General features: G+C 35.1%; 25 protein-coding genes and 1 tRNA gene. 10 read left to right on the top strand and 16 right to left on the bottom strand.

All coding sequences use genetic code 11. The annotated features are described in order from the left end of the window. The first annotated feature begins 96 nt into the window (after positions 1-96). Positions 97-792, top strand: a complete 696-nt coding sequence (locus ACTJIP_RS21780; protein ID WP_077414006.1) for a hypothetical protein — start codon at positions 97-99, stop codon at positions 790-792. Positions 793-910: 118 nt separating this feature from the next. Here ACTJIP_RS21780 and ACTJIP_RS21775 read toward each other — a convergent pair whose 3' ends face one another. From ACTJIP_RS21775 to ACTJIP_RS21760, 4 genes are all read right to left on the bottom strand, one after another. Continuing rightward, positions 911-1,711 (bottom strand): DUF2490 domain-containing protein, encoded by an 801-nt coding sequence (locus ACTJIP_RS21775; protein WP_219072257.1) that lies wholly within the window; start codon positions 1,709-1,711, stop codon positions 911-913. A 343-nt stretch (positions 1,712-2,054) separates the two neighbouring features. Next, the gene (locus ACTJIP_RS21770; RefSeq protein ID WP_077414008.1) at positions 2,055-2,465 is read right to left on the bottom strand and encodes a hypothetical protein; all 411 of its coding nucleotides are present in this window, start codon (positions 2,463-2,465) and stop codon (positions 2,055-2,057) included. A gap of 189 nt (positions 2,466-2,654) precedes the next feature. Then, positions 2,655-2,741: transfer RNA gene (locus tag ACTJIP_RS21765), tRNA-Ser, on the bottom strand. Positions 2,742-2,795: 54 nt separating this feature from the next. Continuing rightward, a complete protein-coding gene (locus ACTJIP_RS21760) occupies positions 2,796-3,812 on the bottom strand; it encodes an asparaginase (RefSeq protein ID WP_077414009.1) in 1,017 nt (338 codons plus the stop codon). Between the two features lie 162 nt (positions 3,813-3,974). Between ACTJIP_RS21760 and ACTJIP_RS21755 the strand changes: the two genes are divergently transcribed. Next, complete coding sequence (locus tag ACTJIP_RS21755) at positions 3,975-4,655, top strand: TrmH family RNA methyltransferase (protein ID WP_440705089.1); 681 nt, start codon at positions 3,975-3,977, stop codon at positions 4,653-4,655. Positions 4,656-4,706: 51 nt separating this feature from the next. On the opposite strand, the gene ACTJIP_RS21750 is transcribed toward ACTJIP_RS21755, so the two are convergent. From ACTJIP_RS21750 to tsaD, 3 genes are read right to left on the bottom strand one after another with little or no spacing between them, the layout of a single operon-like run. Then, positions 4,707-5,402: an RsmE family RNA methyltransferase gene (locus tag ACTJIP_RS21750; protein ID WP_440705088.1), complete on the bottom strand. Its 696-nt coding sequence runs from the start codon at positions 5,400-5,402 to the stop codon at positions 4,707-4,709. Next, on the bottom strand, positions 5,399-5,794 hold the full coding sequence (locus ACTJIP_RS21745) for a hypothetical protein (RefSeq protein ID WP_077414012.1): 396 nt from the start codon (positions 5,792-5,794) through the stop codon (positions 5,399-5,401). Before ACTJIP_RS21745 ends, ACTJIP_RS21750 begins: the two co-directional genes overlap by 4 nt. Further along, the gene (tsaD, locus tag ACTJIP_RS21740) at positions 5,791-6,807 is read right to left on the bottom strand and encodes a tRNA (adenosine(37)-N6)-threonylcarbamoyltransferase complex transferase subunit TsaD (protein WP_077414013.1); all 1,017 of its coding nucleotides are present in this window, start codon (positions 6,805-6,807) and stop codon (positions 5,791-5,793) included. Before tsaD ends, ACTJIP_RS21745 begins: the two co-directional genes overlap by 4 nt. Before the next feature lie 4 nt (positions 6,808-6,811). Here tsaD and ACTJIP_RS21735 point away from each other — a divergent pair, with 4 nt between their 5' ends. From ACTJIP_RS21735 to ACTJIP_RS21725, 3 genes are all read left to right on the top strand, one after another. Next, complete coding sequence (locus tag ACTJIP_RS21735; protein WP_180565230.1) at positions 6,812-11,602, top strand: translocation/assembly module TamB domain-containing protein; 4,791 nt, start codon at positions 6,812-6,814, stop codon at positions 11,600-11,602. 134 nt (positions 11,603-11,736) lie between these two features. Further along, positions 11,737-12,207 (top strand): Lrp/AsnC family transcriptional regulator, encoded by a 471-nt coding sequence (locus ACTJIP_RS21730; RefSeq protein ID WP_039371059.1) that lies wholly within the window; start codon positions 11,737-11,739, stop codon positions 12,205-12,207. A 69-nt stretch (positions 12,208-12,276) separates the two neighbouring features. Then, positions 12,277-12,654 (top strand): hypothetical protein, encoded by a 378-nt coding sequence (locus tag ACTJIP_RS21725; protein ID WP_047373649.1) that lies wholly within the window; start codon positions 12,277-12,279, stop codon positions 12,652-12,654. A 95-nt stretch (positions 12,655-12,749) separates the two neighbouring features. Here the strand turns inward: ACTJIP_RS21725 and gwsS are convergent, their stop codons facing one another. The 6 genes from gwsS to ACTJIP_RS21695 form a co-directional block, all read right to left on the bottom strand. Then, entirely contained in the window at positions 12,750-13,820 is a 1,071-nt protein-coding gene (gene gwsS, locus ACTJIP_RS21720; protein ID WP_077414015.1) for a grasp-with-spasm system SPASM domain peptide maturase, read from the bottom strand. Positions 13,821-13,969: 149 nt separating this feature from the next. Then, positions 13,970-14,572 (bottom strand): hypothetical protein, encoded by a 603-nt coding sequence (locus ACTJIP_RS21715; protein WP_077414016.1) that lies wholly within the window; start codon positions 14,570-14,572, stop codon positions 13,970-13,972. 463 nt (positions 14,573-15,035) lie between these two features. Then, positions 15,036-15,842, bottom strand: coding sequence for a GLPGLI family protein (locus ACTJIP_RS21710; protein WP_077414017.1), 807 nt, complete (start codon positions 15,840-15,842; stop codon positions 15,036-15,038). Between the two features lie 172 nt (positions 15,843-16,014). Beyond that, positions 16,015-16,920 (bottom strand): grasp-with-spasm system ATP-grasp peptide maturase, encoded by a 906-nt coding sequence (gene gwsG / locus ACTJIP_RS21705; protein WP_428169146.1) that lies wholly within the window; start codon positions 16,918-16,920, stop codon positions 16,015-16,017. A 1-nt stretch (position 16,921) separates the two neighbouring features. Continuing rightward, the gene (locus tag ACTJIP_RS21700; protein WP_077414020.1) at positions 16,922-17,794 is read right to left on the bottom strand and encodes a hypothetical protein; all 873 of its coding nucleotides are present in this window, start codon (positions 17,792-17,794) and stop codon (positions 16,922-16,924) included. Positions 17,795-17,889: 95 nt separating this feature from the next. Beyond that, a complete protein-coding gene (locus tag ACTJIP_RS21695) occupies positions 17,890-18,075 on the bottom strand; it encodes a grasp-with-spasm system A modified peptide (protein WP_077414021.1) in 186 nt (61 codons plus the stop codon). An 847-nt stretch (positions 18,076-18,922) separates the two neighbouring features. Here ACTJIP_RS21695 and ACTJIP_RS21690 point away from each other — a divergent pair. The 5 genes from ACTJIP_RS21690 (at position 18,923) to ACTJIP_RS21670 (ending at position 21,648) form a co-directional block, all read left to right on the top strand. Next, positions 18,923-19,456, top strand: a complete 534-nt coding sequence (locus ACTJIP_RS21690) for a DUF4303 domain-containing protein (RefSeq protein ID WP_180565234.1) — start codon at positions 18,923-18,925, stop codon at positions 19,454-19,456. 39 nt (positions 19,457-19,495) lie between these two features. After that, entirely contained in the window at positions 19,496-20,032 is a 537-nt protein-coding gene (locus ACTJIP_RS21685) for a DMP19 family protein (protein WP_077414023.1), read from the top strand. 7 nt (positions 20,033-20,039) lie between these two features. Then, complete coding sequence (locus tag ACTJIP_RS21680) at positions 20,040-20,600, top strand: hypothetical protein (RefSeq protein WP_139348472.1); 561 nt, start codon at positions 20,040-20,042, stop codon at positions 20,598-20,600. Positions 20,601-20,669: 69 nt separating this feature from the next. Next, positions 20,670-21,149 (top strand): hypothetical protein, encoded by a 480-nt coding sequence (locus tag ACTJIP_RS21675; protein ID WP_440705087.1) that lies wholly within the window; start codon positions 20,670-20,672, stop codon positions 21,147-21,149. Continuing rightward, on the top strand, positions 21,127-21,648 hold the full coding sequence (locus ACTJIP_RS21670; protein WP_232539062.1) for a hypothetical protein: 522 nt from the start codon (positions 21,127-21,129) through the stop codon (positions 21,646-21,648). Before ACTJIP_RS21675 ends, ACTJIP_RS21670 begins: the two co-directional genes overlap by 23 nt. 191 nt (positions 21,649-21,839) lie before the next feature. Here ACTJIP_RS21670 and ACTJIP_RS21665 read toward each other — a convergent pair whose 3' ends face one another. The 3 genes from ACTJIP_RS21665 to ACTJIP_RS21655 all read right to left on the bottom strand — a co-directional run bounded on the left by ACTJIP_RS21665 (position 21,840) and on the right by ACTJIP_RS21655 (position 24,295). After that, positions 21,840-22,784 carry a transketolase family protein gene (locus tag ACTJIP_RS21665; RefSeq protein ID WP_034697001.1) on the bottom strand — a complete coding sequence of 315 codons (945 nt, stop codon included), beginning with the start codon at positions 22,782-22,784 and terminating at the stop codon, positions 21,840-21,842. A 30-nt stretch (positions 22,785-22,814) separates the two neighbouring features. Next, a complete protein-coding gene (locus ACTJIP_RS21660; protein ID WP_262484610.1) occupies positions 22,815-23,669 on the bottom strand; it encodes a transketolase in 855 nt (284 codons plus the stop codon). A gap of 107 nt (positions 23,670-23,776) precedes the next feature. Then, entirely contained in the window at positions 23,777-24,295 is a 519-nt protein-coding gene (locus tag ACTJIP_RS21655) for a hypothetical protein (protein ID WP_077414030.1), read from the bottom strand. Between the last annotated feature and the right edge of the window lie 272 nt (positions 24,296-24,567).

Raw genomic sequence — 24,567 nt, 5'->3', positions numbered from 1 at the left:
GACTTAATAATCTTTCAAATCTTTTCACAAAAAATATATTACGTCAAGTTTTGTCGCATTACGGGTATAGCTTTGTCATATCAAAATTACAGAGCTATGGAATTGCCATTTTACTTAAACTTTAACGACTTTGAACATAATTATTATGATAACCTTGAAAAATGGTTTGAAGAATATCATAATACCAGCGAAACAGATTATCTGAACGCTCTTGCGGAACTTTATAGTCCGTATGTCTATTACAATTTTGGAGATGACATGTTAAAGCCGGATGCTTCCATTGAAGTCAAAGACTGCTTTTTTCCTTATCATGAAAAAATCGGGATTTCTTTCTGCATTGATTGTGAAAACGGAACTTCACCAGCCAATGGGATGAATCAGGTTTTTGAATTTAAAAATATTTCCATGATGGAATATGCCCAGCATATTCTGGATAAGATCAATAAGTTTTGTTCAAAAAATGCCCAAACTCTGGACGGTACCAAAAATATTCAGGATTATATCAATAACTACACTATTATTACATCCATGGAAGGAGTAGGGTATTGTATCAGCTACAACCGTCATCAGAAAGCAATTCCTTTTTTAAAAGCTTATCTTCCGTATTATGGTCAGACAGTTAATATGGCAGTATACAGAGATTTTCTTTTCTCTGTTGTGCAGATTGCAGAATTCATAGATCAGAAACTGAAGACAGTACATGCTTTTAAACAAACTATTTATGCCCGCTCAAGAGCTGAAGCCAAATTCAATGTACAATTGAGCCGCCAGTTTCTGACTTTGTGCAACTAAGATTTTACACCAAACATTCATACTTAATTATATTGCAGGGAAACTTATGTTTCAAACAAAAATCCCGGTCAGTGATGACTGGGATTTTGTTGTATATAATGTGTAAAATTATTTTTTGCTATCTCTTTCTGTAAGGAATATTCCAGATCAGGTCTGCAGCCAGATAATGAACCCCTCCATGATGAATGCTTCTGCTGTCTCTGATCAGGTCATCCATATATCCTATATCTACGGTAAAAGGCGAATTAGGGATTGTAAACATATAGTAAGCTGCAATACGCATTTCACGATACCCGAAAGAACCCCATTGAGAATCAGGTTCATTGAGATGGCTGATTGAAAATAAGGCTTCTGCACTCAATGCCAGCTTTTGATTGTTTTTAGGAGATAAATTATAGGTTAATTGACTCTTGATACGGGTTCTGAACTGAAAGTCTTCCTCTACTTTATGAAAACCTGCATCAAAAAATTTCCTGAATTCCTGCCGCATTGTATTTTTTAGTTTCCATTTCTTTCCAAGGTCAAAAGTGTATGCATACCTTCCGTAGATTCTGAATTCCTGTTCCGTATTTTCTTTATCATAAGGAGCGGTGCTTTCGTACTGGGGCTGGCGGCGGTAGCTGATTGCATAACTGTACTGCTGATGGGGAGCAAAAGAATGGTATACCTCATGATTTAAAACAATGATCGCCTGTTTTGAAAATAAGTTATGATGATCCGGACTGCTTTTTCTTCCGATGGCAATATAACTCAACGCCTGTTTCTTTCCCAGAGAATCCAGCTGTCGTTTCACTCCAAAGGCACCCCAGAATGCATTATTGGTATCTCCTAATCCCGGTGGACTGATCTGTGCTTTGACAGATGCTCCTAGACATCCTAATAAAAATAATCCTGCAAAAATTTTCTTCGTGTTCAACATGGTGGATAGCTGTTTTACTGTTAATTTTAGATGACTGCGAAACCATAAGATGAAAAAAAATACCGTTGAAACGCAGAGAGAATACTTCGTGATCGCAAAATTATAAGCTTTGTTCATAGAATGTTTATTCAAAATCTTTTAATACTGTTTAAAAACATGACAAAATAAACACCTGATTTAGGATAGAATTGGGAATAAAACATTCAATGCTTTTTTATACAATATCAATTGTGGATAAAATGTTGATAACTTGTGGAAAAGCTATATGTGCGCGCAATATCAAAATCGCCGCAACATTCAATATTGCGGCGATTTAAAAATTATGGAACTTATTTTTATGATCCTATCCTGCTTTACACATTGCATCCCAGGTTGTCCAGAAATGAGCATTGATCGATCCGATAGGAGGATTTGTGCTGTCAGCAACAATACCTACCATGGAAGCACAGTTGGAATTGCAGCCTATCTCATTATGGCTTCCGTTTTGAGGTGGAATCTGACGCCATGTACCGGTAGATCCGCTTAGTAATTCTACCTTAATCTCAAAGATCCCTGAAAGATTGGGAGTCTGAATTTGCTTGGTCGGATTTTCACTGGAAATGGTATCACTCCAATTTCCTTGCGAAAATGTTACCCGCCATGTAGATATCATTCTGGCAGTGTCGTTTTGAGGGGAAAGATATACCCAAAACTGTGCTCCGTTTCCAAGTACTACCTGGCCGGAAGAATTTGCATTTACACTTGTTGATGTCATATTGGTTTGGTTTTTAGTTGATTAGATTGTAATTCAAAGTAACGAAGAACCAGACAGATGTTCTATAGTGTAAATTACCAATTATGGTCTTAGGTATAAATACTTATGAAGTAGAGAATTGAATATGAACCAAGAATTCTGACCAAAAAATAAGCCTGTGCTTCATTAGCACAGGCTTTAATTTTCTTGCAGAGAGGAAGGGATTCGAACCCTCGATACAGTTACCCGTATACTACCTTTCCAGGGTAGCTCCTTCAACCACTCGGACACCTCTCTTTTTGAGATTGCAAAAATAGTGTAATTTCTTTAATATCCAAATTATTCCTGCAATTAATCCGTAATTTCTCCACAAAGGCTTCTGGTGAAATTATCAGCAAAGCTTCCGGAGTAGCTTGGGTTATCAATAAGGTGCATTGCTTTGGTAATGGCCGTTTCTGCAGTCATATCCCTGCCGCTGATTGCTCCGATTCTGGAGAAAATATTGCTGTTCTCATACTTTCCGAATGAGATACCTCCTGAAATACACTGGCTTACCACTACGATTTCCGTTCCGTTATTTCTGATTTCCTGAAGCGTTTCCTGAGTTTTTGCACTGCTGAAAATAGTTCCTGAGCCAAACACCTGAAGAATAAGAACCTTCATTTTAGGAATTTCTCTGAAATGGCTTAAGTGCATTCCCGGAAAAATCCTCCAGAATAAAATATCTTCAGAAATATGTTCATCAACATGAAATTCTACTTTCGGGTCACAACGGAATAAATTATCTTTAATAATATTCAAGTGAACTCCGGATTGTCCCAGAATAGGGTAATTCGGGCTTGAATAGGCATCAAAATACTCAGCAGAATATTTCAATGTTCTGTTTCCTCTTAATAATTTGTACTCAAAATAAATGGCAACCTCCTGAATAACCGCTTCATCGTTCTCGTAAAGGCTGGCATAATAAAGACTGGTCAGAAGATTTTCCTTGGCATCTGTCCTCAGATCTCCAATGGGAAGCTGAGAACCGGTCATGATTACAGGTTTTCTTAACCCTTTTAGCATGAAACTTAATGCGGATGCTGTATAAGACATGGTATCTGTTCCATGAAGAATGAGGAAACCATCGTAGTCGTTATAATTTTTGTGAATATAATTAGCAATCACTCTCCATTCTTCGGGTCCCATATCCGATGAGTCCAGTGGTTTGGCGAAAGGATGAACGAAGACTTCGCATTCCATGAGCCTCATTTCGGGCATCTTTTCAAATATATTACCAAAATCAAAGGCACGGAGACTTCCGGTTTCATAATCTTTTTCCATTCCGATGGTTCCACCGGTATAGATAAGCAGGACTTTTCGCTTCATGTACTATTTTTAATTAAGAATTGGAGCCCGATTAGGGTTCATAGGTCAAAATTACGTTAATTTGCAAAGATTTGAAAATGAATGAAACGCTTATATCAAAATTTTATAAAAATAAGATGGCAATCGTAGGCGTTACATTGGGCTATTGGAAAAAATAACTAAATGCAGATGAGTGATTTATCGCAGACTTATGAATATTTAAAACAGTTTTTAACCGAAGAAAGACTGGCAAAAATTGAACATTTTTCGCAGGAAAGTTCAGACTTTGTGCTTCCGGTTGTAGAAGATGTCTATCAGTTTAGAAATGCAGCTGCAATTGTACGTTCTGTGGAGGCTTGCGGCTTTCATAAGGTAGTCGCTTTACAGGAAGAGTATAGTTTTGAACCCAATCTTCGGGTCACAAAGGGCGCAGATACCTGGGTTGAGGTAGAAAAGCTTCCCCGAAATATGGAATCTTTTCAGAGTATTAAAGACAGAGGATATAAAATTGTGGTGGTTTCATTAGAAAATAATGCTAAAATGCTGCCTGAATATAAAATTACAGAACCGATTGCTTTAGTTTTCGGAACTGAAATGGAAGGAGTTTCCCAGGAGATTTTAGACTTTGCGGATGAAACGCTGGCTATCCCGATGTATGGTTTTACAAGGAGCTTCAATGTTTCCGTAGCAGCTTCAATCTGTATGTATGAATTGAAACAGAAGCTGATCAAATCTGATATTGATTATAAATTAAACGAAGAAAAACTTTTAAGGATGAAAATCCTTTGGACAGTAAATTCAATAAGAAGCGGACAACAGATCTTTGAAAAATATCTGAGAGAAAATAATATTGACTGGAAATAAGTCATTCAGAAATAAAAAAGAGAAGGCTCATGAACCTTCTCTTTTTGTTATCTATATCATATTATAATAATTCCATGCGGCGACAAAAACACCTGCTGTTTCTGTTCTAAGCCTTTGATTTCCGAGTGATACAGCTTTTACTTTATTGTCTGCCAGAAATGCAATTTCCTTTTCAGAAAAATCACCTTCAGGACCTATTAAAAATGTAAGCTGTTTCAGTTGAGGAATATTTTTAAGATCAATTCTTTCTAAATTTTCATGACAGTGTGCTACAAACGTATGGTCAGGATCAGTATTTTTCAAGAAGTCCGTCAGTTTTACAGTGTCATTGATGACCGGAAAATGAAATCTCAGACTCTGTTTTGATGCAGCAACAGCCTGTTTTCTGATTTTATCAATATTAATATTTTTACGTTCGGTTTTCTCCGTTACAATAATACTGATCTCAGAAATACCCATTTCTACAGCCTTTTCCACAAAGAATTCAATTCTGTCGATATTCTTGGTAGGAGCAATAGCAATATGAAGTTTAGGAGTGAATTCCGGCAGGCTTTCTTTGATTTCAAATACCTCAATACCTGCTTTTTTACCTTCTATAACCAGTTTTCCTGAAGCCAGCTTTCCTTTTCCATCCGTCACATGAATGTCTTCACCATCTCTCATACGAAGTACTTTCACAATATGCTGCTGTTCTTCATCATTGATGATGACCCCGTGATCCATTATTTCACCGTAAAATAGTTTCATATATCCTGAGTTAAGAAGGCAACTCCTGTTTTTATAGTTGTGTAGATATCTGTATCACATTCACGGTAAGAACACATGTATATTTCTTCAATCCAGATATTGTTAATAAAAATCAGATTTAAATATTCCTGTTTTCTCAAATTATTTTTGATTGATAAATAATCTCCTTCTTTTGGAGTATAAGGAAAACTGAAAAGATGCTCAGAGTTTATTTTTTTTATAATTTCCTCTTTTATATCCTGAATATATCCTGTCTCAGAACTTGATGGAAAGTAATCTAAGGCATGTTCTACATCTTCATTTTTTCCTGTAACCGTTTCTAATACCCAATAATATTTTGAATTCTTTTTAGAATGCGTTCCCAGTATTTTTTCTTCTAAGAGTATTTTCATAAATCGTATTTTGCTGTTGCCGAAGTTCTCAAATCTGTAAATTCACCTCTCTCAAACTTCAGTTTCGCTACCATGGCAATCATCGCAGCATTATCTGTGGTATATTCAAACTTGGGTATGTAGATACTCCAGTCCAGTTTTTCTTTGTTGTCTTCCATTGCTTTTCTCAGCGCAGAGTTGGCAGATACACCACCTGCAATAGCAACTTTATTGACGTTGAGATCCTGGGCTGCTTTTTCAAGTTTATTCATCAGAATCTCAATGATAGATTTCTGTACAGATGCACACAGATCATTTAGGTTTTCCTTAATGAAATCCGGATTTTTTCTGACTTCTTTCTGAATAAAATACAGTACCGAAGTTTTAATACCGCTGAAAGAATAATCGTAGTTTTCCAGCTTCGGTTTGTTGAATTTAAACGCATCAGGATTCCCTTCTTTGGCAAGTCTGTCAATGATAGGTCCGGCAGGGTAGTCAAGATCAAAAATCTTTCCGATTTTATCAAAAGCTTCTCCTGCGGCATCATCAATGGTTTTTCCGATAATTTCCATATCGAAATAGTCTTTTACCAGTACAATCATGGTGTGTCCGCCACTTACCGTAAGACATAAGAATGGAAAAGTAGGCGGCACAGGATTTGCATCTTCGATGAAATGGGCTAGAATGTGGGCTTGAAGATGATTTACTTCAATTAAAGGTACATTCAGGCTCATAGCCAAAGACTTAGCAAATGATGTTCCTACAAGAAGAGATCCTAAAAGTCCCGGTCCGCGAGTAAATCCTATAGCAGAGATAGCATTTTGTTGTATATTTGCTTTAGAAAAAGATTTTTCAACAACAGGGATAATATTTTGCTGATGGGCCCGTGAAGCCAGTTCAGGGACAACACCACCATATTCTTTATGGATGGCCTGGTTTGCGGCAATGTTTGAAAGAATAGAATTTCCCTTGATGATAGCTGCTGAGGTGTCGTCGCAGGACGATTCAATACCTAAAATTATAGAGTCGCTCATAATAATGGCAAAGTTAGAGAATAATAACGAGAATGAGAATAAAAAATCGGTAGCTGAAAACCTAGGGGATCAGGTACAGAAAACTGTCGAAAATGTAGAAGAAAAAGTTCGGGAGACAGTAAAAGAAGCATCTGAGCTGGCTTCAGATGCCATACATCATCCTGTGGAAACGGCTGAAGAGTTTGGGAAACAGGCCATGAAAGATGTTACCAGCTATACCTGGTGGGGAAAGCTTCTCTTGATTCTCTTTTGGCTTGGCTTATTTGTAATAGGAGGTATATTGGTTATCATCAACCTTCCGGTAACGAAGCAATGGGCGGCAGATCAGGCTCTTCAAATCGTAAATAAAGATTTCAAATCAGGGTTTTCTACAGAAAGTGTGGATGTTAACTACTTTGGAGATGTAACAATCAAAGGTTTAAAAGTAAAAGACTATAAAGGGTTTGATTTTATTAAAGCCCGTGAATTCCGTGCAGATTCGGACTGGATATCTTTGGCTGTGAATGCTATTTCAGGAAAAAGCAATTCTTTAAGCTTCAATTCTCTGACTCTCGTTAATGCCGAAGTAAGAGTAATTACCTATAAAGGAGATAGTATATCCAATTTTGTCAGATTTACAGAACTCTTTGATGATGGTAAGAAAAGAAATCCGAACAAACCTCCTTTTCAGCTGAATTCCAGAGTACAGATTATTGATTCTGAAGTTTCCATCATCAATGAAAACTCTCCCGGAGAACAGGGGAAATGGCTAACAGCAAAAAAATTCAACTTAAAAGCACCGAACGTAAAAGTGAACGGACCAAATGTTTCGGCATTGATCAATAATATGTCCTTTGTGACCTCAAGATGGGGGAAATCTCATATTGTGGATACTTTTTCAACAGAACTGTCTTTAACGAAACAATTTTTGTCATTAAAAGATCTTACGCTGAATACCGACCATACATTACTTCAGGGAGATATTAAATTTAATCTTCATGATGGATCGTGGTCAGATTTTGCTGACAGGGTACGATGGGATATGAACATTCAACAGGGAAGTCAGATCAGTGGTTATGATATCAGCTATTTTGTGACGAACTGGGATAATATCAAACCGTTCAACCTTTCAGGGACAATGACGGGACCCTTAAATAAATTTCATCTGGAGAATTTCCTGATCAGAAATCCTGATGTCAACATTGCAACCAAAACAATGAAGGTTGATAACCTGCTGAAAGGACATTTTGCCATTGAAACAAAAGATCTTTCTGCAGATTTTACTTACAAGGATCTAAAAGCAATGATGCCTTCTTTTATCTCCAAAAAGATGAAGAATTTTGCTGATGATTTTGGAAAATTGAAATACAACGGGACAGCAAGAGTAAATCCGGATCAGATCTATGTGGATAGCGGGAATTTAATGACAGGAATAGGGCAGGCTAAAATTTCCAAACTTACCTTATCCGGTTACAGTACTGCAATGCCTAAATATTCCGGTTATCTTGATGTGAAAGACCTTAATACTTCTGTCATTACAAAGAATAAAACGGTAGGTTTAATCTCCGGTAAATTCGATCTTAACGGACAAAGCTTTGATGTCAATACCATGCGTCTGACAACTAAATCTCAGATTGCAAGCGTTGAAATTATGGATAAAACGATCAATAATCTGTATCTGGATGGATTATTGGATCATAAAAAATACAACGGACTTATTACCGTTAATGATGAACAGGCAAAAGCTACGATCAAAGGATTGATAGATTTCAGTACTTCAAGAGTGGCTATGGATGTCAACGCGGATGTCACTTACCTGAATATGAACTATTTTACCAATAAGCCTGGCAGCCAGGTGGTAAGCGGTCAGGTTGAAGGAAAGATGGCAATGTCTTCCATTAATGATCTTACGCTGGATGTTAATGCCAATAATCTGAACTTTGCTACGGCAACTCAAAAATATAATATTCCGAATGCTAAATTAAAAACTTTTGTAGAAGCAGGAGGCCGTGTGATTGATGTAGATGCTCCGGGAGCTGCTACAGGGAAGATATCGGGAAGATACAGCCTGGCTGATCTTGCAGGAATGGTAGAAAACGGAGTTGGAAAGATATTGGTAGGGCCACCACCGAGAAAATTATACCGTGGACAGAATTTTGCACTGAAATTTGATGTTCAGCAAGGATTGGTCAATTATTTTTTACCGGAACTTAAACTACCGCAGGGAGCTATAGTGGAAGGAGAATATGATGGAAATTCAAACAACCTGATTCTGAATCTGGATGCCGCTTCTTTGAAATATGTTATGACAAAAGAGGAAGAAATTACCGATGCTGATAAGGCACTGGCATCTTCCAGCCCTGATTATAAGGTTCACGACAGAAAGAATCTCAACAGAGACAGTGCAATGGTAGACAGTGTTAAAGTCAGAATTAATACAGCCGACCTTAACCAGCAATTGTATGCAAAGATCAATAGAGTAGTTTATAATAAAAATGTAATCAAAGATTTTGAGCTTAAAGGGAATAATGAGAATGGAAATACCCTTCATTTAGCTACCGTATTTAAGCATGGAAGTCCTGATGATGAAATTAATGAAAAGCTTAAAGAATATGCTATTAATGTAGATCAGTCTACGGATGCGGCGGGAGATTATGTATTCAGATTTGAGCCTACCGAAGTGAAATTCAATGAAGTGACCTGGGCTATAGATACAAGTCCGGAACTGAATCACTCCATTACCTATAGAAGGAATACCGGAGATTTTGATATCAGGAACCTAAGGGTGTATTCCGATAAAAGTGCTTTGTTTATTAAAGAAGCGCAATTTAAATCAGCAAAAGATTTTTATGTAGATGCCGATATCAATGAATTTGCTGTAGAAAAGCTTCTGGAAATGCAGTCCGGAGGAAATACCATGGATATAAAAGGTCTTGCCAACGGAAGTGTCAAGATCAAAATGGATAAAAGTACCCTGCAGCCACTGGTAGATCTTAACATTGATAATATTAAGATGAATGGCAACGATATGGGAGATATCTCTATTTCTGCTACCAATGGTTTCTCACTGAATGTTTATGATATTGATGTGAAAGTTCATTCTGCAGGAGTCCTTGGAAATAACAGCCTTAATCTTACAGGAACTGTTAATAATAACACCTCTTCTCCGATTATTGACCTTACGGCTGAAATGCGTGATTTTGACCTGTCATTTACACAACAGTTTGTGCAGACTGTTTTTGGAAACCTTCGTGGTAAAGCTACCGGGGATCTTAAAATTAACGGAAAGCTTAATAATCTGGATTATAACGGTGATATTGCTTTAAAAGATTTTGGACTAAAGCTTTTGTTTACCGGGGTAGATTATGCATTTGATGATACTGTCATTCAGCTGACCAAAGGGCTGGCCATTCTCAACAATATTGAGGTACACGATGGAAGAACCAATTCCAAAGGGAATATTTCCGGGGCGATTCAGTTTGAGACCCTTTCTTCAATGGGGGTATCTCTCGTAATGAGAGCTGATAACCTTCTCATGCTAAATACAACACAAAAAGATTTTGACCTTTTCTGGGGAAGAGTTTACGGACAGGGAGATCTTTATGTAGACGGACCTGTTTCAGGATTAAGTATTACAACTCCTAATATGAAGGCGCTTAACGGAAGTACCTTTACCTTTAATTCCAGTTCTACATCCAATGTTGAAGAATTCAAGATGCTGAGATTCCTGAAAGAAGGAAAAGACGGTCTGATTACACTGGAAGAAAAGAAAAAAACAGGAGCCAATATGAATATTGATTTCAATCTAGCCGTAGATAAAGGAACTACTGTAAATGTGCTGGTAGGAGATGATGTAGGAAATATTACAGTAAAAGGTTCTGCAGATCCGTTGAGGTTCCACATGAACAGACAAGGGAATATCGCCATGAGCGGTACTTATAAAGTAGATAACGGAACATTTGTCTCTAAGGCAATTCTTAATAAAACTTTCCAGATAGAAAGGAACAGTAGTATCAGATGGGATGGTGATGCCATGAAGCCTGCATTAGACATTAATGCCAACTATATAAGAATGGTTTCTAATGCCGGGGAGTATCTTAGTATGGGAAAACTACAGCCTATAAGTATTTTGCTGCAGGCTCACATTACCCAGTCGTTGGTAGACCCTAATATTGACCTTAACGTAACTGCTATGGATGTTTCCAGCCAGGTGAGGGAAACGCTGGCTGCTAAAATGAGTCAGGAAGGGGAGAAGGTTCTTCAGTTCGGATCTGTCCTGCTGTTGAGTACTTTCAACGTTTCAAACTCTGGCGGGGTAGATGTGAATGTGGGAAATGTTGCAGAGTCTTCCGGATATAATATGCTTCTGAAACAATTGGGATCTGTACTTAATACGATGAGTAATGAATTCCAGATTGACCTTAATTATGTAAAAGGTGACCAGAACTCAAACTTTGGAGACAGAGCAAATGCGGGATTGAGTGTAGCCCTTTCCCCAAGAGTGAATATAAAAACAGGTCTGGGTATTCCACTATCGAAAACAGATGGTGCCCAAAATAACTATTTGTCTACAGAAGGCTCTGTAGAGTATGATTTATCTAAAAAGAACGACGGAACGTTGGTTATACGCGCTTATTCCAAGCCTACGAACATCGGAATGGTGAGTACAAACGGTTCTGCAAATCAAGCCTATGGAGGAGGGGTCGTGTGGAGTAAAAGCTTCAATTCTTTGTTTAAAAAGAAGAAAAAAGACAAAAAAACTTCAGATGCAAAAGGTGAAATAAAAACAGATTCTATAAAATCAAATGGTAAATAATTAGAATATTTTAATGATTTTTATCATCTGTGTTAATTATTGTTAATATTTGATATATATTTTTTAGTTAAATTATTTTTCGTAAATTTGCAAAAAATACATAGATTTTTTAAAGAAATTGTAATTTAACTAATATGAACTATCAACTGGACGAAATAGACAAGAAAATTCTTGATTTCTTAGTAGAAAACACAAGAATGCCTTTTACTGAAATTGCAAAGCAGATGGATGTTTCTGCTGGAACAATTCACGTAAGAGTGAAAAAGATGGAAGATGCAGGTATTATTTTGGGATCATCTCTTAATATCGATTATGGTAAGCTGGATTATCACTTTACAGCTTTCATAGGGATCCTTTTGACAAAATCAAACCGTACTCAGGAAGTATTGAAAGAATTGTCAACTTTACCTAACGTCATTGAAGCTAGCGTTATTTCAGGAAAATATAATATTTTCTGTAAAGTAAGAGCTAAGAATACAGATGATGCTAAAAGAATTATTTATCAGATAGATGACATTCAGGACGTAATGAGAACTGAAAGTATGATTTCTATGGAAGAATTCTTAAGTGACAAAAATAGATTGATCAACGCGATCTCTATATAAGTCAAATTTTAAACGAATAATTATAAAAGAACTTATGAAATCTCTCATAAGTTCTTTATTTTTGTAGGTATGGAAGAATACAGTTATTTTGACGAAGACCCGAAGAAAGGATGGGGATTTGTACTGGCATTTGCAGCCTTAATGTTGTTTACCATAATGGGGCTTGGAATAGATGTGGATGAATATCTGCAGCATGAATACCTGGAGATCCCAAGGTGGTATTTCTATGTTATTTTTTCAATTGATGTGTTGATGATGATTGGGCTGGTACTGATGTTCTTCTACAGAAAAATAGGAATCTTCATGTTCCCGGCTTTACTGGTAATGCACTTCTTTATGCACAATTATTACCTGTCTACATTCCTGTATACAGATGTTACCAACCTTTTTCTGTTTACAGGATTCGGAATGCTTGCTATTATCCCGAAATGGAAGTTTTTCAAATAGGAATATAATCACTTTATAATAAAAATAACAAACGGCTTTTAAATGGAATTTAAAAGCCGTTTTTGAATATATATAATATAAGGGGATGAGAAATGCTATCTGAGTTCTAACGAATGAAAAATTTTTTGCTTCAAAGGATTTTTTGTCCAATCTTCCCAATCTCCCGTATAGGGATTATAGCCACATTTTAAAGGTTTTGATACATTCAGACCTTCTTTACTTTTTTCTGCATTTTCGGTATACGCCCTGCAGTCTGTGCAGACATAACGGAACTCACAGTCCTTACAGATTTCTATATTGTCTTTGGTCAGATCCCAGTATTTTTTGAAATCGGGCTGGGTTATAGCCACTTCAAGACTGTTATTACGAATGTTTCCAAAGCTTTCAACCATCAGCGGGCAGTTTTTAATGGTGCCGTTTCGGTCAATACCTATCTTTTTATACAGGCAGGAATTGTGGTTTATCGCTTCCAGTACTTTTGGAAGGTTGGTATTGAAATACTTCAGTTCCACTTTTCCACAGACAGATATTTTCAGGTCATCTTTCAGGAAATTCAGCGAGAATCTATATTCATCTTTAGCTTTGAAAGGAGGTTTCGAACAATTGTAGAAAATGAGACTATATATTCTGACTGTATTTTTTTGAAGAGCCTGTATAAAAGATAGATTGGTTTCCTTATGAAACGGAGAGAATATTTCTATTCCCGAAAGCACAGAGGTTTTAAATACATCATCAATTTCTATAAATTCATTTATTGTTAATGGTTTTAAACTGTAAATAACCAAATGTTTAATTCCAAGGTTTTCTATAGAAGGTTTTATTTTTTTTACGATCTCAATATCTTCCATTTCAATAAAGAGATTCGTTATATCACTGGGTTCATGATATTCATAAGAAAGAGGAGGGAAATTTCTGTCCCAATCGTTTTCAGTAACAAATCCATATTCTTTTTCCAGCAGGAGATTGATATATTCATGGACAATTGCTCTGGATTCTTCATCATAATCTTTCAATATCCCCTCAATAGATTGGTTTTTAAGTTCTTCTATGATTCCATAGAATTCTAACGGATACAATTCTGAAACATTTCTCTGTAGATCTGAGATCAATATCCGGGTTGCTCCTTTGGTGATCAGAATGTTGCTGAATAGGTTGAAATAGTTCATGAATTAATAAATTATATGGGAAAAAAATTAGTTTATTTTAATTTCAAAAACTTCATTTTCATGAATATGAGTAAAGTCTTTATTCATTGAAGTGAGATAACACATAACTTCAATCGTTGTTCTGTCATTATTATTTGAGAAAATCATTATCATTTGGTTTTTAAACTATCGGCTAAATCTTTTGCTAATTTGTTTCGGTACGTTAAACTTGGAAGACCAATGCCTTTTCGGTTATCATTTACTATTGATGAATCTTTTATATTTTCATATCCCTGATAAACTCCATAAGTGTAAGGAACTTTATGATGCAGATTATTTCTGTCAATCATCGCAGCATAATCACGAGGTGGGCATTCACCAGATTTTACATATTCTAATATTTTAGTTTTAAAATAAGGGTAGTATTCATCATAATCTGCCATATGAAGCAGTATAGGTCCTGACGGCATAAAAAAGTCACCATTTAATAAACCTATTTTTTGCATACTTGGAAATCCATAATTTTTAAACATCCATTTTAGAAGCTCAGCATTCTTTTTATCATTTTTAGTAATTTCCTGATAATTTAGATCTCTTCGGCTGTTCTGATCACGCATAGATGCAACAGTAAAAGAGTCTACAAGCTTTTGATTAAGTCTTTTTTTCCACTGTGCAACTTTCAGCTCCATTTCCAAACTGTCTATTCCATATTTTTTATACAGCTTAATCAATTTTGGATCTTGTTTTTTATACTCCCAATAAGGAGCTATCAAAGGAATAAGTTTGTACAGACTTTTTTTTCCTCCAAATTTTGTATGATGCTGATCAGAGAGCCTTATATAAGTTTCATATTCTTCATGACGTTCTTGATTGAGAGGGCGGTATTTTCTAAATAATGGTTTGTATAATTTTTTATGGCTTTTTCAGGTTGTTTAGCCATTCTGTATATACTGTCAATTTCGTTTACTTTATTATAATATAAAATATAATTTCGATTTTTGCAGGCACAAAGAAATAGACATAGAATCAGGTAAATGGTAGGCTTAAAATTAATATTGGGGCTTTGTGTTTTTAAATTAGAATATTTCATTTCTTAAATTTTATAAAATAAATTACCTGTGTTTATTACCTTGATTTAAAAAAATAGTCTTTATGTATTGAATCTGTTTTTTCCTGTTACAATGGCTATTTCACTACTTGTACACAATTCTCTGAGATAATTAGTATCATTTAAACCTATTTATATTCTACTTTATGATTTAGCTCAATAGGATTATTTTTCTCCCGAATTCGTTTTTGAATATTTCCTGTCATTTCTTTAAAATTGGTTTTTATCTTATTTCCACTTTCGTCGTAAGATGTTATTTCAGATTTATTGAACATGGATAGCGGCTCATTGTAAAAATTTTTTTGAAGTTTTTTGAAGTCTTCCCAGGTAATTTTCTTTTGAAATTTATCTGTATAAAGCTCTTTCCATTTGAAGTCTCTTATCTGAATGAGCTCAAAATCATAATCCAATTTTTCATCAGAAATTTTTATAATCAATCCTGGAAGACCATAAAAGACATATGGACCTTGCTGTAAAGGAATTTCGTTTGTAAACCATGCAGTCCAGTTTCTTCCCCCATATTCTACTTTTGCTTTTTGACAATTATAATTCCCAATTTTCTTTTTTTCGTCAATAATTTCCCAATGAAATTCTTCATTAATAGGAATAGCATATGTGCTATAAATTAAAGGAACAAATACATACTTTAGAATTTCATTATTTCCATTTTTCTTATAAACATAAAGTTGTTTGTGGTTATATTCCATATCAAATCCGTTTCCCCAACCTCTTTTTGCTCTTAATGAATCAGATTCACGAAATTTATCTGATCGAAACAAAGATTCTTTATTTTTAATATCTAGGTAAAAAATATTTTTTTCACTTTTAAAATTATCTGAATCAGCTCTGTAATTTAATTGATATATGAAGCTTGAACTTTGTGCTTTTAGAAATACAGATACCATAACAATAAAGAAAAAATATAATAGCTTCATAATAGCCTTACAAGTGATTTTATAGGTCTTTCTCTGATATAGAAATTGGTTTGGTACTTTTCACAATCTAAAACATAAATAATATCGTTTGGTTTTTTAAGCTTCTGATCATTGAAGGATTCAACATGTTTGAAAGTAAGTGGAAGCTTGTTTTTTTCTTTAACTTTAATTTTCATAGGTAATCAGCAATTTCTTGGTCCAACGAATAGTTACAGGTATGAGATAATCCCAGAAACTGCCCAATTGTATTGACTTCTAAAAAATAAAATTTACCATCTTTTCCTTTGATGAAATCCAATGATCCACAATTAAGGTCTAATGTCTGCATCAGTAGATGAATTTTTTCCTCAATGTCAACACTAAGTAGGTAAGGGATATTTCTGTTTGGTTTTTCTAAATTATATTTTCTGAAATCTGTTTTAGTCTGCTCGTCATTTTGAGAAAAAATAGCCATTGAGTAGCACTTTCCATTAAGATAAAATGTTCTGATTTCAAATTCTTTATCAATTTTATGTTGGAAGAATGTAGTGAAAAACTTCATTTTTTCCCGCTTATGTACAGTTGAAGTATACATAATGCCGTTTAAATCCGTATCAATATCATCCAATATAGGGTTTCCTCCAATCGTTTTTACAATGGTTGTGTTCAAAGAAACCTGATCTGTATTATCGGCCAAAAAATATTTCGGAACTTCTAATCCTACTTTTATAGCCTCTTCCAATACTAATAACTTATTAATATCACTGTTACTCTCTTTACTGATATGTTTCCTGGATTCCAGTTTTATTCTTACATAATCTTCAAGCCAATGCTGTACTTCATTCATATGGGCATTCACAGAGGTATTGTCATACCGCAGACGTTTGATATTCAATCGGCCTCTTCTATACCATACGCTGGTAATCTCATCCAAAAAAAAGGAACTTCTGTTGCTTTCTAAAAAGATCTTTTTATTTTCCGTTTTAATTTCAAAAATTTCATCCTCATGGATGCGGATAAATTTCTTTTTCATAGCAAGGAGCCATTTTATGATCACCATGGTGGTTCTTTCATTGTTGTTGGAAATAATAAGAATCATCTCACAATTTATTTTTGGCTTTGGAAGAACGTCTTAGAGCTGGCAATCCAATGTTTTTTCTGATACGGTTTACTTTTACAGTATCAATGACAGATCTATAACTTGGATAGGAGCCGTAAGGCATCTCTTCTTTTTTGATCTGGAGATCATGTCTGTCTACCATATTAGCGTAATCCCTTGGTATACATTCTCCGGATTTTACATATTCAAACATTTTCATTTTAAAAAACGGATACTCTTTTGATTCTATCATATGGCTGAACAAGGGATGCATGGGCATAAAAACCCCATCATTTCCAATAAGTCCTATTTTCTGTATAGAAGGATAACCATAATTTTCAAAGGTCCATTTCAACAGTTGTGCATTTATTCTGTCATTTTTTTTCATAAGCTGTGGATTTCTTCGTCCTTCTGCTTGATCACGGATGAAAGCAATACTGAAAGAATCTACTAACCTTTTATTTAAACCTTTTTTCCAGTCTGCAATTCTTTGTCTCACTTCAGTGCTGTCTATACCGTATTTTTGGAACAGACCGAAGTAACTTTTCTCAGACCCTTCATAAGGAGCAATCAAAGGGATAAGCTTGTAAAGACCTTTCTTTCCTCCGAAATCTTTTTGATATTGATCAGCCAGTTTAATGTACGTCTCATACTCTTCAATACGGTCCTGATTTCTCGGACTATATTTTTTGAATAATTTCCGGTATTGTTTTATTGCCTCTTCTGGCTGATTGGCGATTCTATAGATGCTGTCAATTTCATTTACCCTGTTGTAATACACAATATAATTGTTGTTTTTGCTTTTACAGGAAAAGAATATAAAACTAATGATGAGTAAGGGTCCTATATATCTCAAAATCAAATTTCGTTTCATTATAATCCGTTTTATAAAGTCAATTAAGATTTTTTTCTTTGTAAAGGGAGGAAATAACTCCTCCCTTACAATGTATGATATATTGCAGATAAATTTTATCCGACGTCTAAAGTTGACGAAAGCTTGTGGTCTACCCAGGTTTCTTTATCATACACTTCTCCTTTGTTTGTAGAAACATAGTTGATTGCAGTGTCTCCACTACCTTTGATAGATTGTAGACTTTTCATTTTTTTGTTTTCCAAAGAAGAGAAATTACTCTTCATACCGATTAACTTTTTCATGTTGATAATTTTTTGTTGTGTTGTGTAAATTATTTATGTCATGTAAACCCTGACATTTGGGGTGAATAATTCACATGTTTTCATGTACTGTACACATACAATGCAAAAATGTAGAATGTCTTCCGTCAACGTTGATGTTTTCAAATCTATCAATATTCAGTTCACTTCAATGGGATAAAACATGTAAATGAGTTGTTTATTTTGTGTACACATATTCATGTGCAAATTCTGTATATGTCAGAGGATTTGGTGAAATATTCCAAATATTGAAAAGTATAAAGTGAAGTCCGATAATGTAAAGAAAGCTTAGGAATAGTATAGGATATTATGCAGTAATATATTCTATTGTACAATACGGCGGAATGAATGAATTTAACATTAGAAATCACACGATAATTCTTTTATTTTGAAAGAAATTTGTATGTTACAAAGCATGTTTTTATAAAAAAGTACTGATTTTCTGCTCAAAAATGATGTGCTTTTTTTGTGAATTTTCACAGAAAAAGCATTGGTTTCAGATAAATTAATTCAGATAGACAATATTGAGTCATAAAAATGAAATTTTTTAACACCGTGGTGAAAAGTTTATGTGGTTTAAATATAAAAGTAAGGTATATACATATGATACTCGGAAAATAGGATCATCCAGAGAAGCTTTCTGGTTGTTTAAATATGGAGAATTGGTTCCTTTGCTGATTGGGGCAGCTATTTTGATTCCCGGATTGTTCCTGTATAATAAAAACAGATAGCTATAATCATGAAATTGAACAGCCTTCTAAAGAATATAATGTGCTGATTTGATAAGATAAAGGTAATTTTACCGCCCATTTTAAAAAAGAAAAGACGTATGGATTTTGAAATTTTAAAACAGCAGATAGAAAATGCTGCCAGGAAGGCTTTTTTAGAAGTGTATGAAAAGCATGGGGCAGAGGGAGTTTACAGTTTTGCACTGTACAGTGATGAAGGCGCAATGACGGTATGTCCTGCTGTCAATACAATGAAAGTTATGGAAATGGCAGATGAAGATGATGCTCTTTATTATAAATATGAACCGGCAGAATGGACTTATGAAATGGAGGGAGCGGAAAAAGAATTTGGTGATATCTGTACTCAACTGAGAGAAGAGCTGGATAATCATGACGACGATGATCAATGGTTTGAAGGTTTTCAGACTAAGTTATATTCCATCTGCATTGAAGTGCTGGAGAAGCTTAGAAATGAGAATTTTTTCACAAAGATAACAGGCAAAGATATTTTCCTGATTTTCACGGTCTCAGATTATGAGTTTGAAGAGGAGGAACTGAAAAATATTATCGTCAGACTTAATGATAATGAATATAAAAGTGAATATCTTAACTGGATGGCTACCTGGGGCAATTAAAAGTATGACAAATTAAAAAAACACTTTAAATATATACATATGAAGCCCGATAAAATAATTGTCTCAGAAGCCTCTTTTAACAGCAGTGATCCTTATGATGTCATCAATTCCAATATTTCTGTTGTCAATCTTTTACACGAAGAAGGAGTTGGAGAAGAAAATATGCATGAAGATTCAATAACCAGTTACTATGTCGACTATTATGTCAGTCAGTATAAAAATGGAAATTTTTCTCAGTTTGTCTGGAATTCCGGATGGTCACCAGAACTAAACAGGATTATTGAAGAAGGTTTAAAGAAAATAGGTGCCCAAAAACATTGGGAACTATTTCTGGAACAGTCTTCAAAAGTAGAAAATATGGAAGAAGGAGAAAAGAAAGAGTTCCTGGAAAGTGAATATTTCGGACCTAACAAAACGAGAGATATTTTGAAAAATGATTCCTTTTACAGTCTGGATGAAAACTTAACAGAGCTTCATTCGCAATGGCTGAAGAACCATCCAGATCTGAAAGTTTTGTCTATTGATGAAATGTTCTCGCAGCTGGAGAAATGGGTAGGAAGGAAAATCGACCGTTAAAATTTAAATGAAACCTCAATCTATGGAAGATCTTGAAAACCTCAATATTGAATTTAAGAACTATCTGGCAGGAATCAGTGGAAAGTTTACCGAAGACCTTATTCATTTGCTGAAAGGTGAAAGTATCAATTATCTGAACGGAAATACGCAGGCTCATATCAAAGCTTTTTATTTTGAATATGAATTTGACTATCTGAATATTGTATTCTGGGGCGTAGACCATAAGGGAGAAATTGCAACAGAAATCATGTTTTTGCCAACCAAAAAGAATAACAATGATAATGGAAATGAAAAATGGAGCGGCTTGATTCCACAGAAGATATGGCAGAAAGCTTCAGATTTTGAGGACAATTATGAAGGTGATGATTTTGATGACATTCTGGATGAATATAATGATGAAAAATACAGGTTATTTGAACAATGGTTTTTTGATGTCTGGAAAGGAGCATCAGAACAGACCGGCGTAAAAACAGATGCCTATTTCTCAATTCATGATACCTATTTCAGAACAGATCTAAATACCCTGAAAACCATTAATGAGGATGAAATAGCACTGCGTTATGAATAACTGTCCTACAATAAAACCTTTTCAGAACATTAAAAACAAATCAAATTATAAACAATAATTATATTAATTATGAACAACTACAAATTTTATAAACAGGAGGGTAATCAGTATATCTTTAAGAACCAGCCGGTATTTATAACGGTACTTTGCATTATCTTTCTGATTGTGGCAGGATTGCTCTTTAACAGCGTAAGGACTCTTAGCTACGTTATCATTGCTGTGGTAGCACTTATTCTGATTAATTTTTTCACCAAGAAATTCATCATTGATATGGATCGCATGACGATTACAGGAAAACATACCATTTTTGTTCCGGCCAGAACCTATCCGATAGAGGACTTCAGAAACTTTCATGTGCTGGCAACAAAATACATGGGTTTTATCACTACCAATGTGATGCTGTCTGTTTATTTTGAAGTTAATGGTAAAGAAAAGCAGCTTACCATAGGCCAGGCTCTTACACAAAGAGGAATACAGAAGATGGTAAATGAAACGGAGGATATTATGAACATTAATAATCCAGAGAATGGATATCCGAGACCGCTATAAGTTTCAGGAAAACGGAAGTGAAATAAGCTTTATGCCCAACTACAATTTCCTGCGTGTTTTGGTATGGTGGTTGGCTTTGGGTGTTATTGCTCTTCCTTTGATCATATACTTTTTTATGGATAAAATGTCCGGTGACCAGTTCAAAATTGCATTGGGTTTGTGGATAATTTACATGGTTTACTTCCTGTTTGACTTATTTTTCAGGGTTCCGGTGAAATATATTTTTGATAAATCAGAGAAGTGTATTTACAGAAAACTTTTACTTTCCAAAAAGCTCATGAATTTTGATGAAATGACCTATTTTGTCAATGATGAAAGAGGAGGCTATTATTATTCAATAGGGAAAAAGAGAAATCAGTTTGTGAAAAACTACAGAATCAGCAATTACTTTTCTGGTTCAAAAGCTTCAGACAAAAGAGAAGATGAGTATGTAGAAAAAATCTTATTTCCTGTTTTGATCGTTGCTGGAGTTCCCCTAAATCATCAATCAGAACAATAATGAAGGATAAAGACTAATACTATGAAAAAGGAATATAACCATTCTTCTCCTTTGCAGAGGTGACAAAATTCAAAGGATTTTTGACGGGTGGTTATATGCACTACAACAATCAACTTTTTACAAATATCTAATAAAAACCCCGGCTGTTTCAAGGAAACAGCCGGGGTTTGTCTATATAAAAATAGCTTATCTTAAGCTAAAATTCTCTTTACAGCTTCTTTCACTGCAGCAGCATCAATTTTGTACTTCTTCATCAATTCTGCAGGTGTTGCAGACTCTCCGAAAGTGTCATTTACCGCTACAAACTCCTGTCTTGTAGGCCTTTTTCTTGCAAGCATACCTGCAACAGATTCTCCTAAACCACCAAGGTAGTTGTGCTCCTCAGCCGTTACAATTTTACCTGTTTTTTCAACAGATTTTAGAATGATCTCTTCATCAAGAGGCTTAATTGTGTGGATGTTGATGACCTCACAAGAAATACCTTCTTTTTCAAGCTCGTCAGCCGCTACAAGAGATTCCCAAACAAGGTGTCCTGTTGCAACAATCGTTACATCAGTACCTTCCTGAAGCATAATTCCTTTTCCAATTTCGAAAGGCATATCTTCCGGAATGAAAACAGGAACTACCGGTCTTCCGAATCTTAAATATACAGGACCTTCAAAATCTGCAATCGCCAGGGTAGCCGCTTTAGTCTGGTTGTAGTCACAAGTATTGATAACCGTCATTCCAGGAAGCATTTTCATCATACCAATATCTTCAAGAACCTGGTGGGTAGCTCCATCTTCTCCTAAAGTAAGACCTGCGTGAGATGCACAGATTTTTACATTTTTGTTAGAATAAGCGATAGACTGACGGATCTGATCATATACTCTTGAAGTAGAGAAGTTAGCAAAAGTTCCTGTAAATGGAATTTTTCCTGTAATGCTAAGACCTGCAGCAATCCCCATCATGTTCGCTTCTGCAATCCCTATCTGGAAGAATCTTTCCGGAGCTTTTTCAATGAATTTCTCCATTTTCAAAGAACCGATAAGGTCTGCACAAAGTGCTACTACATTAGGATTTTTGTCCGCCAGTTCTGCCAATCCTGCTCCGAATCCTGAACGAGTGTCCTTTTTTTCTGTATATGTATATTTCATTTTTATTGTATTAATCGAGATGTTAAGATATTAGTAATCAGCTGGAGCTTCTAGGTACAATTGCTTGAATGCTGTTTCTAGCTGCTCATCATTAGGAGCTTTACCATGCCAAGCATGAGATCCCATCATATAATCAACCCCGTAACCCATTTCTGTATGAAGAAGAATGGCTACCGGCTTGCCTTTTCCGGTTTCTGTTTTTGCTTTCTCAAGGATTGCAATCACAGCTTCAAGATCATTACCGTTCTTTTCTTCCAAAACAATCCATCCGAATGCTTCAAGTTTAGCATGAAGATTTCCTAAGCTTAATACATCATCTGTATCCCCATCAATCTGACGGCCATTGTAGTCTATAGTAGAGATGATATTATCTACTTTTTTAGCAGCAGCATACATCAATGCTTCCCAGATTTGACCTTCCTGAAGCTCACCATCTCCGTGAAGAGTGTAAACAAGAGACTGATCACCATCTAACTTTTTACCTTGAGCTACACCAAGAGCTACAGAAAGTCCTTGTCCAAGAGAACCTGAAGCGATTCTAATTCCCGGAAGTCCCTCATGAGTAGTAGGGTGTCCCTGTAATCTTGAATCTAATTTTCTGAAAGTACTCAGTTCTTCAACAGGGAAGAAACCAAATCTTGCTAAAGTAGAGTAGAATACCGGAGAAATATGTCCGTTTGATAGATAAAAATGATCTTCATTTTTGCCTTCCATTGTGAAAGGAAGTTTATAGTTCATTACCTTTCCATAAAGGGCTGTGAAGTATTCTGTACAACCTAAACTTCCGCCCGGGTGTCCTGAATTTACAGCATGAACCATTCTTAAAATGTCTCTTCTGATCTGTGTAGTAAGAGATTTTAGCTCTTCAATACTTTTACTCATTATGTCTGATTTATTTGCACGCGAATTTACAATTTTTTACCGGCTTATGGAAATGCAAAAATCCGGATATGAAAACCCGGATTTTGATTAATTTGAATATTTTCCTGCTTTTAACAGCCTTCATTGAGGTAAACAGAGATTTCGGTTACTATATTATTAATAAATTTAAAGCTTAATAGAGTTCCTGCCTGGCTGTCTTCAATATTAAAATAACCGGAATCTTTAATAGGTTTACTATTGTCATCCCAATCCGGGCGTACACTGAAGTTGGGATAATTTCTGTAAGCATTGATAAGGTCATCTCTGGTGCTTCCAACCCCAATTCCGCTTTTGGTCTTAAATTTTTTACTCGTTGTTGTCATGTAAGTAATAGAAGGCACACTAGGATTGGCTTCGTTAATATAATTGTCAAAAAGATCAATCTGGATGGCCTCCCCATTATACTTTACTGTATTTTTTTTCTCCCCATTAGAGTTTGTAAGTTTTGTTCCTGCAAGTTTTTCAGCTTCAGCCTTGGGCATGAAGACTTTAAACGGTCCGATTCTTAATGTTGACACTTCAAAATTTTCCTGAGCACTCATACATCCGAATGTGAATGCAAACATTAAAATTGAGATAATTTTTTTCATAGTTTTTTGATTTTTGTTTCTTTTTATTTTGTTGAATTTTTGAATGACTTTATAGCATTCGGATCAAAGATAATTAAAATGAAAAAGTCTATAAAATTAGTTATTTAAACAAAGAAAATTTACTTCTTAAGTTGAAGGCTTTGTGGTAGCTAGATTGTTGCTGTTTGTACAAAAAAAACATGCTTTTTTTAAATTTTCATATATAAATTTGGATAAATTTAACTATTTTTATAATTCAATATTATTTGATTTATGAACCTTTAACTGATTAT

Origin of the sequence: Chryseobacterium sp. 22543 (assembly GCF_052044565.1) — a bacterium.
GTDB lineage: Bacteria > Bacteroidota > Bacteroidia > Flavobacteriales > Weeksellaceae > Chryseobacterium.
The sequence above is the reverse complement of the archived record's forward strand: the minus strand, read 5'-3'. Positions and strand labels throughout refer to the sequence as shown.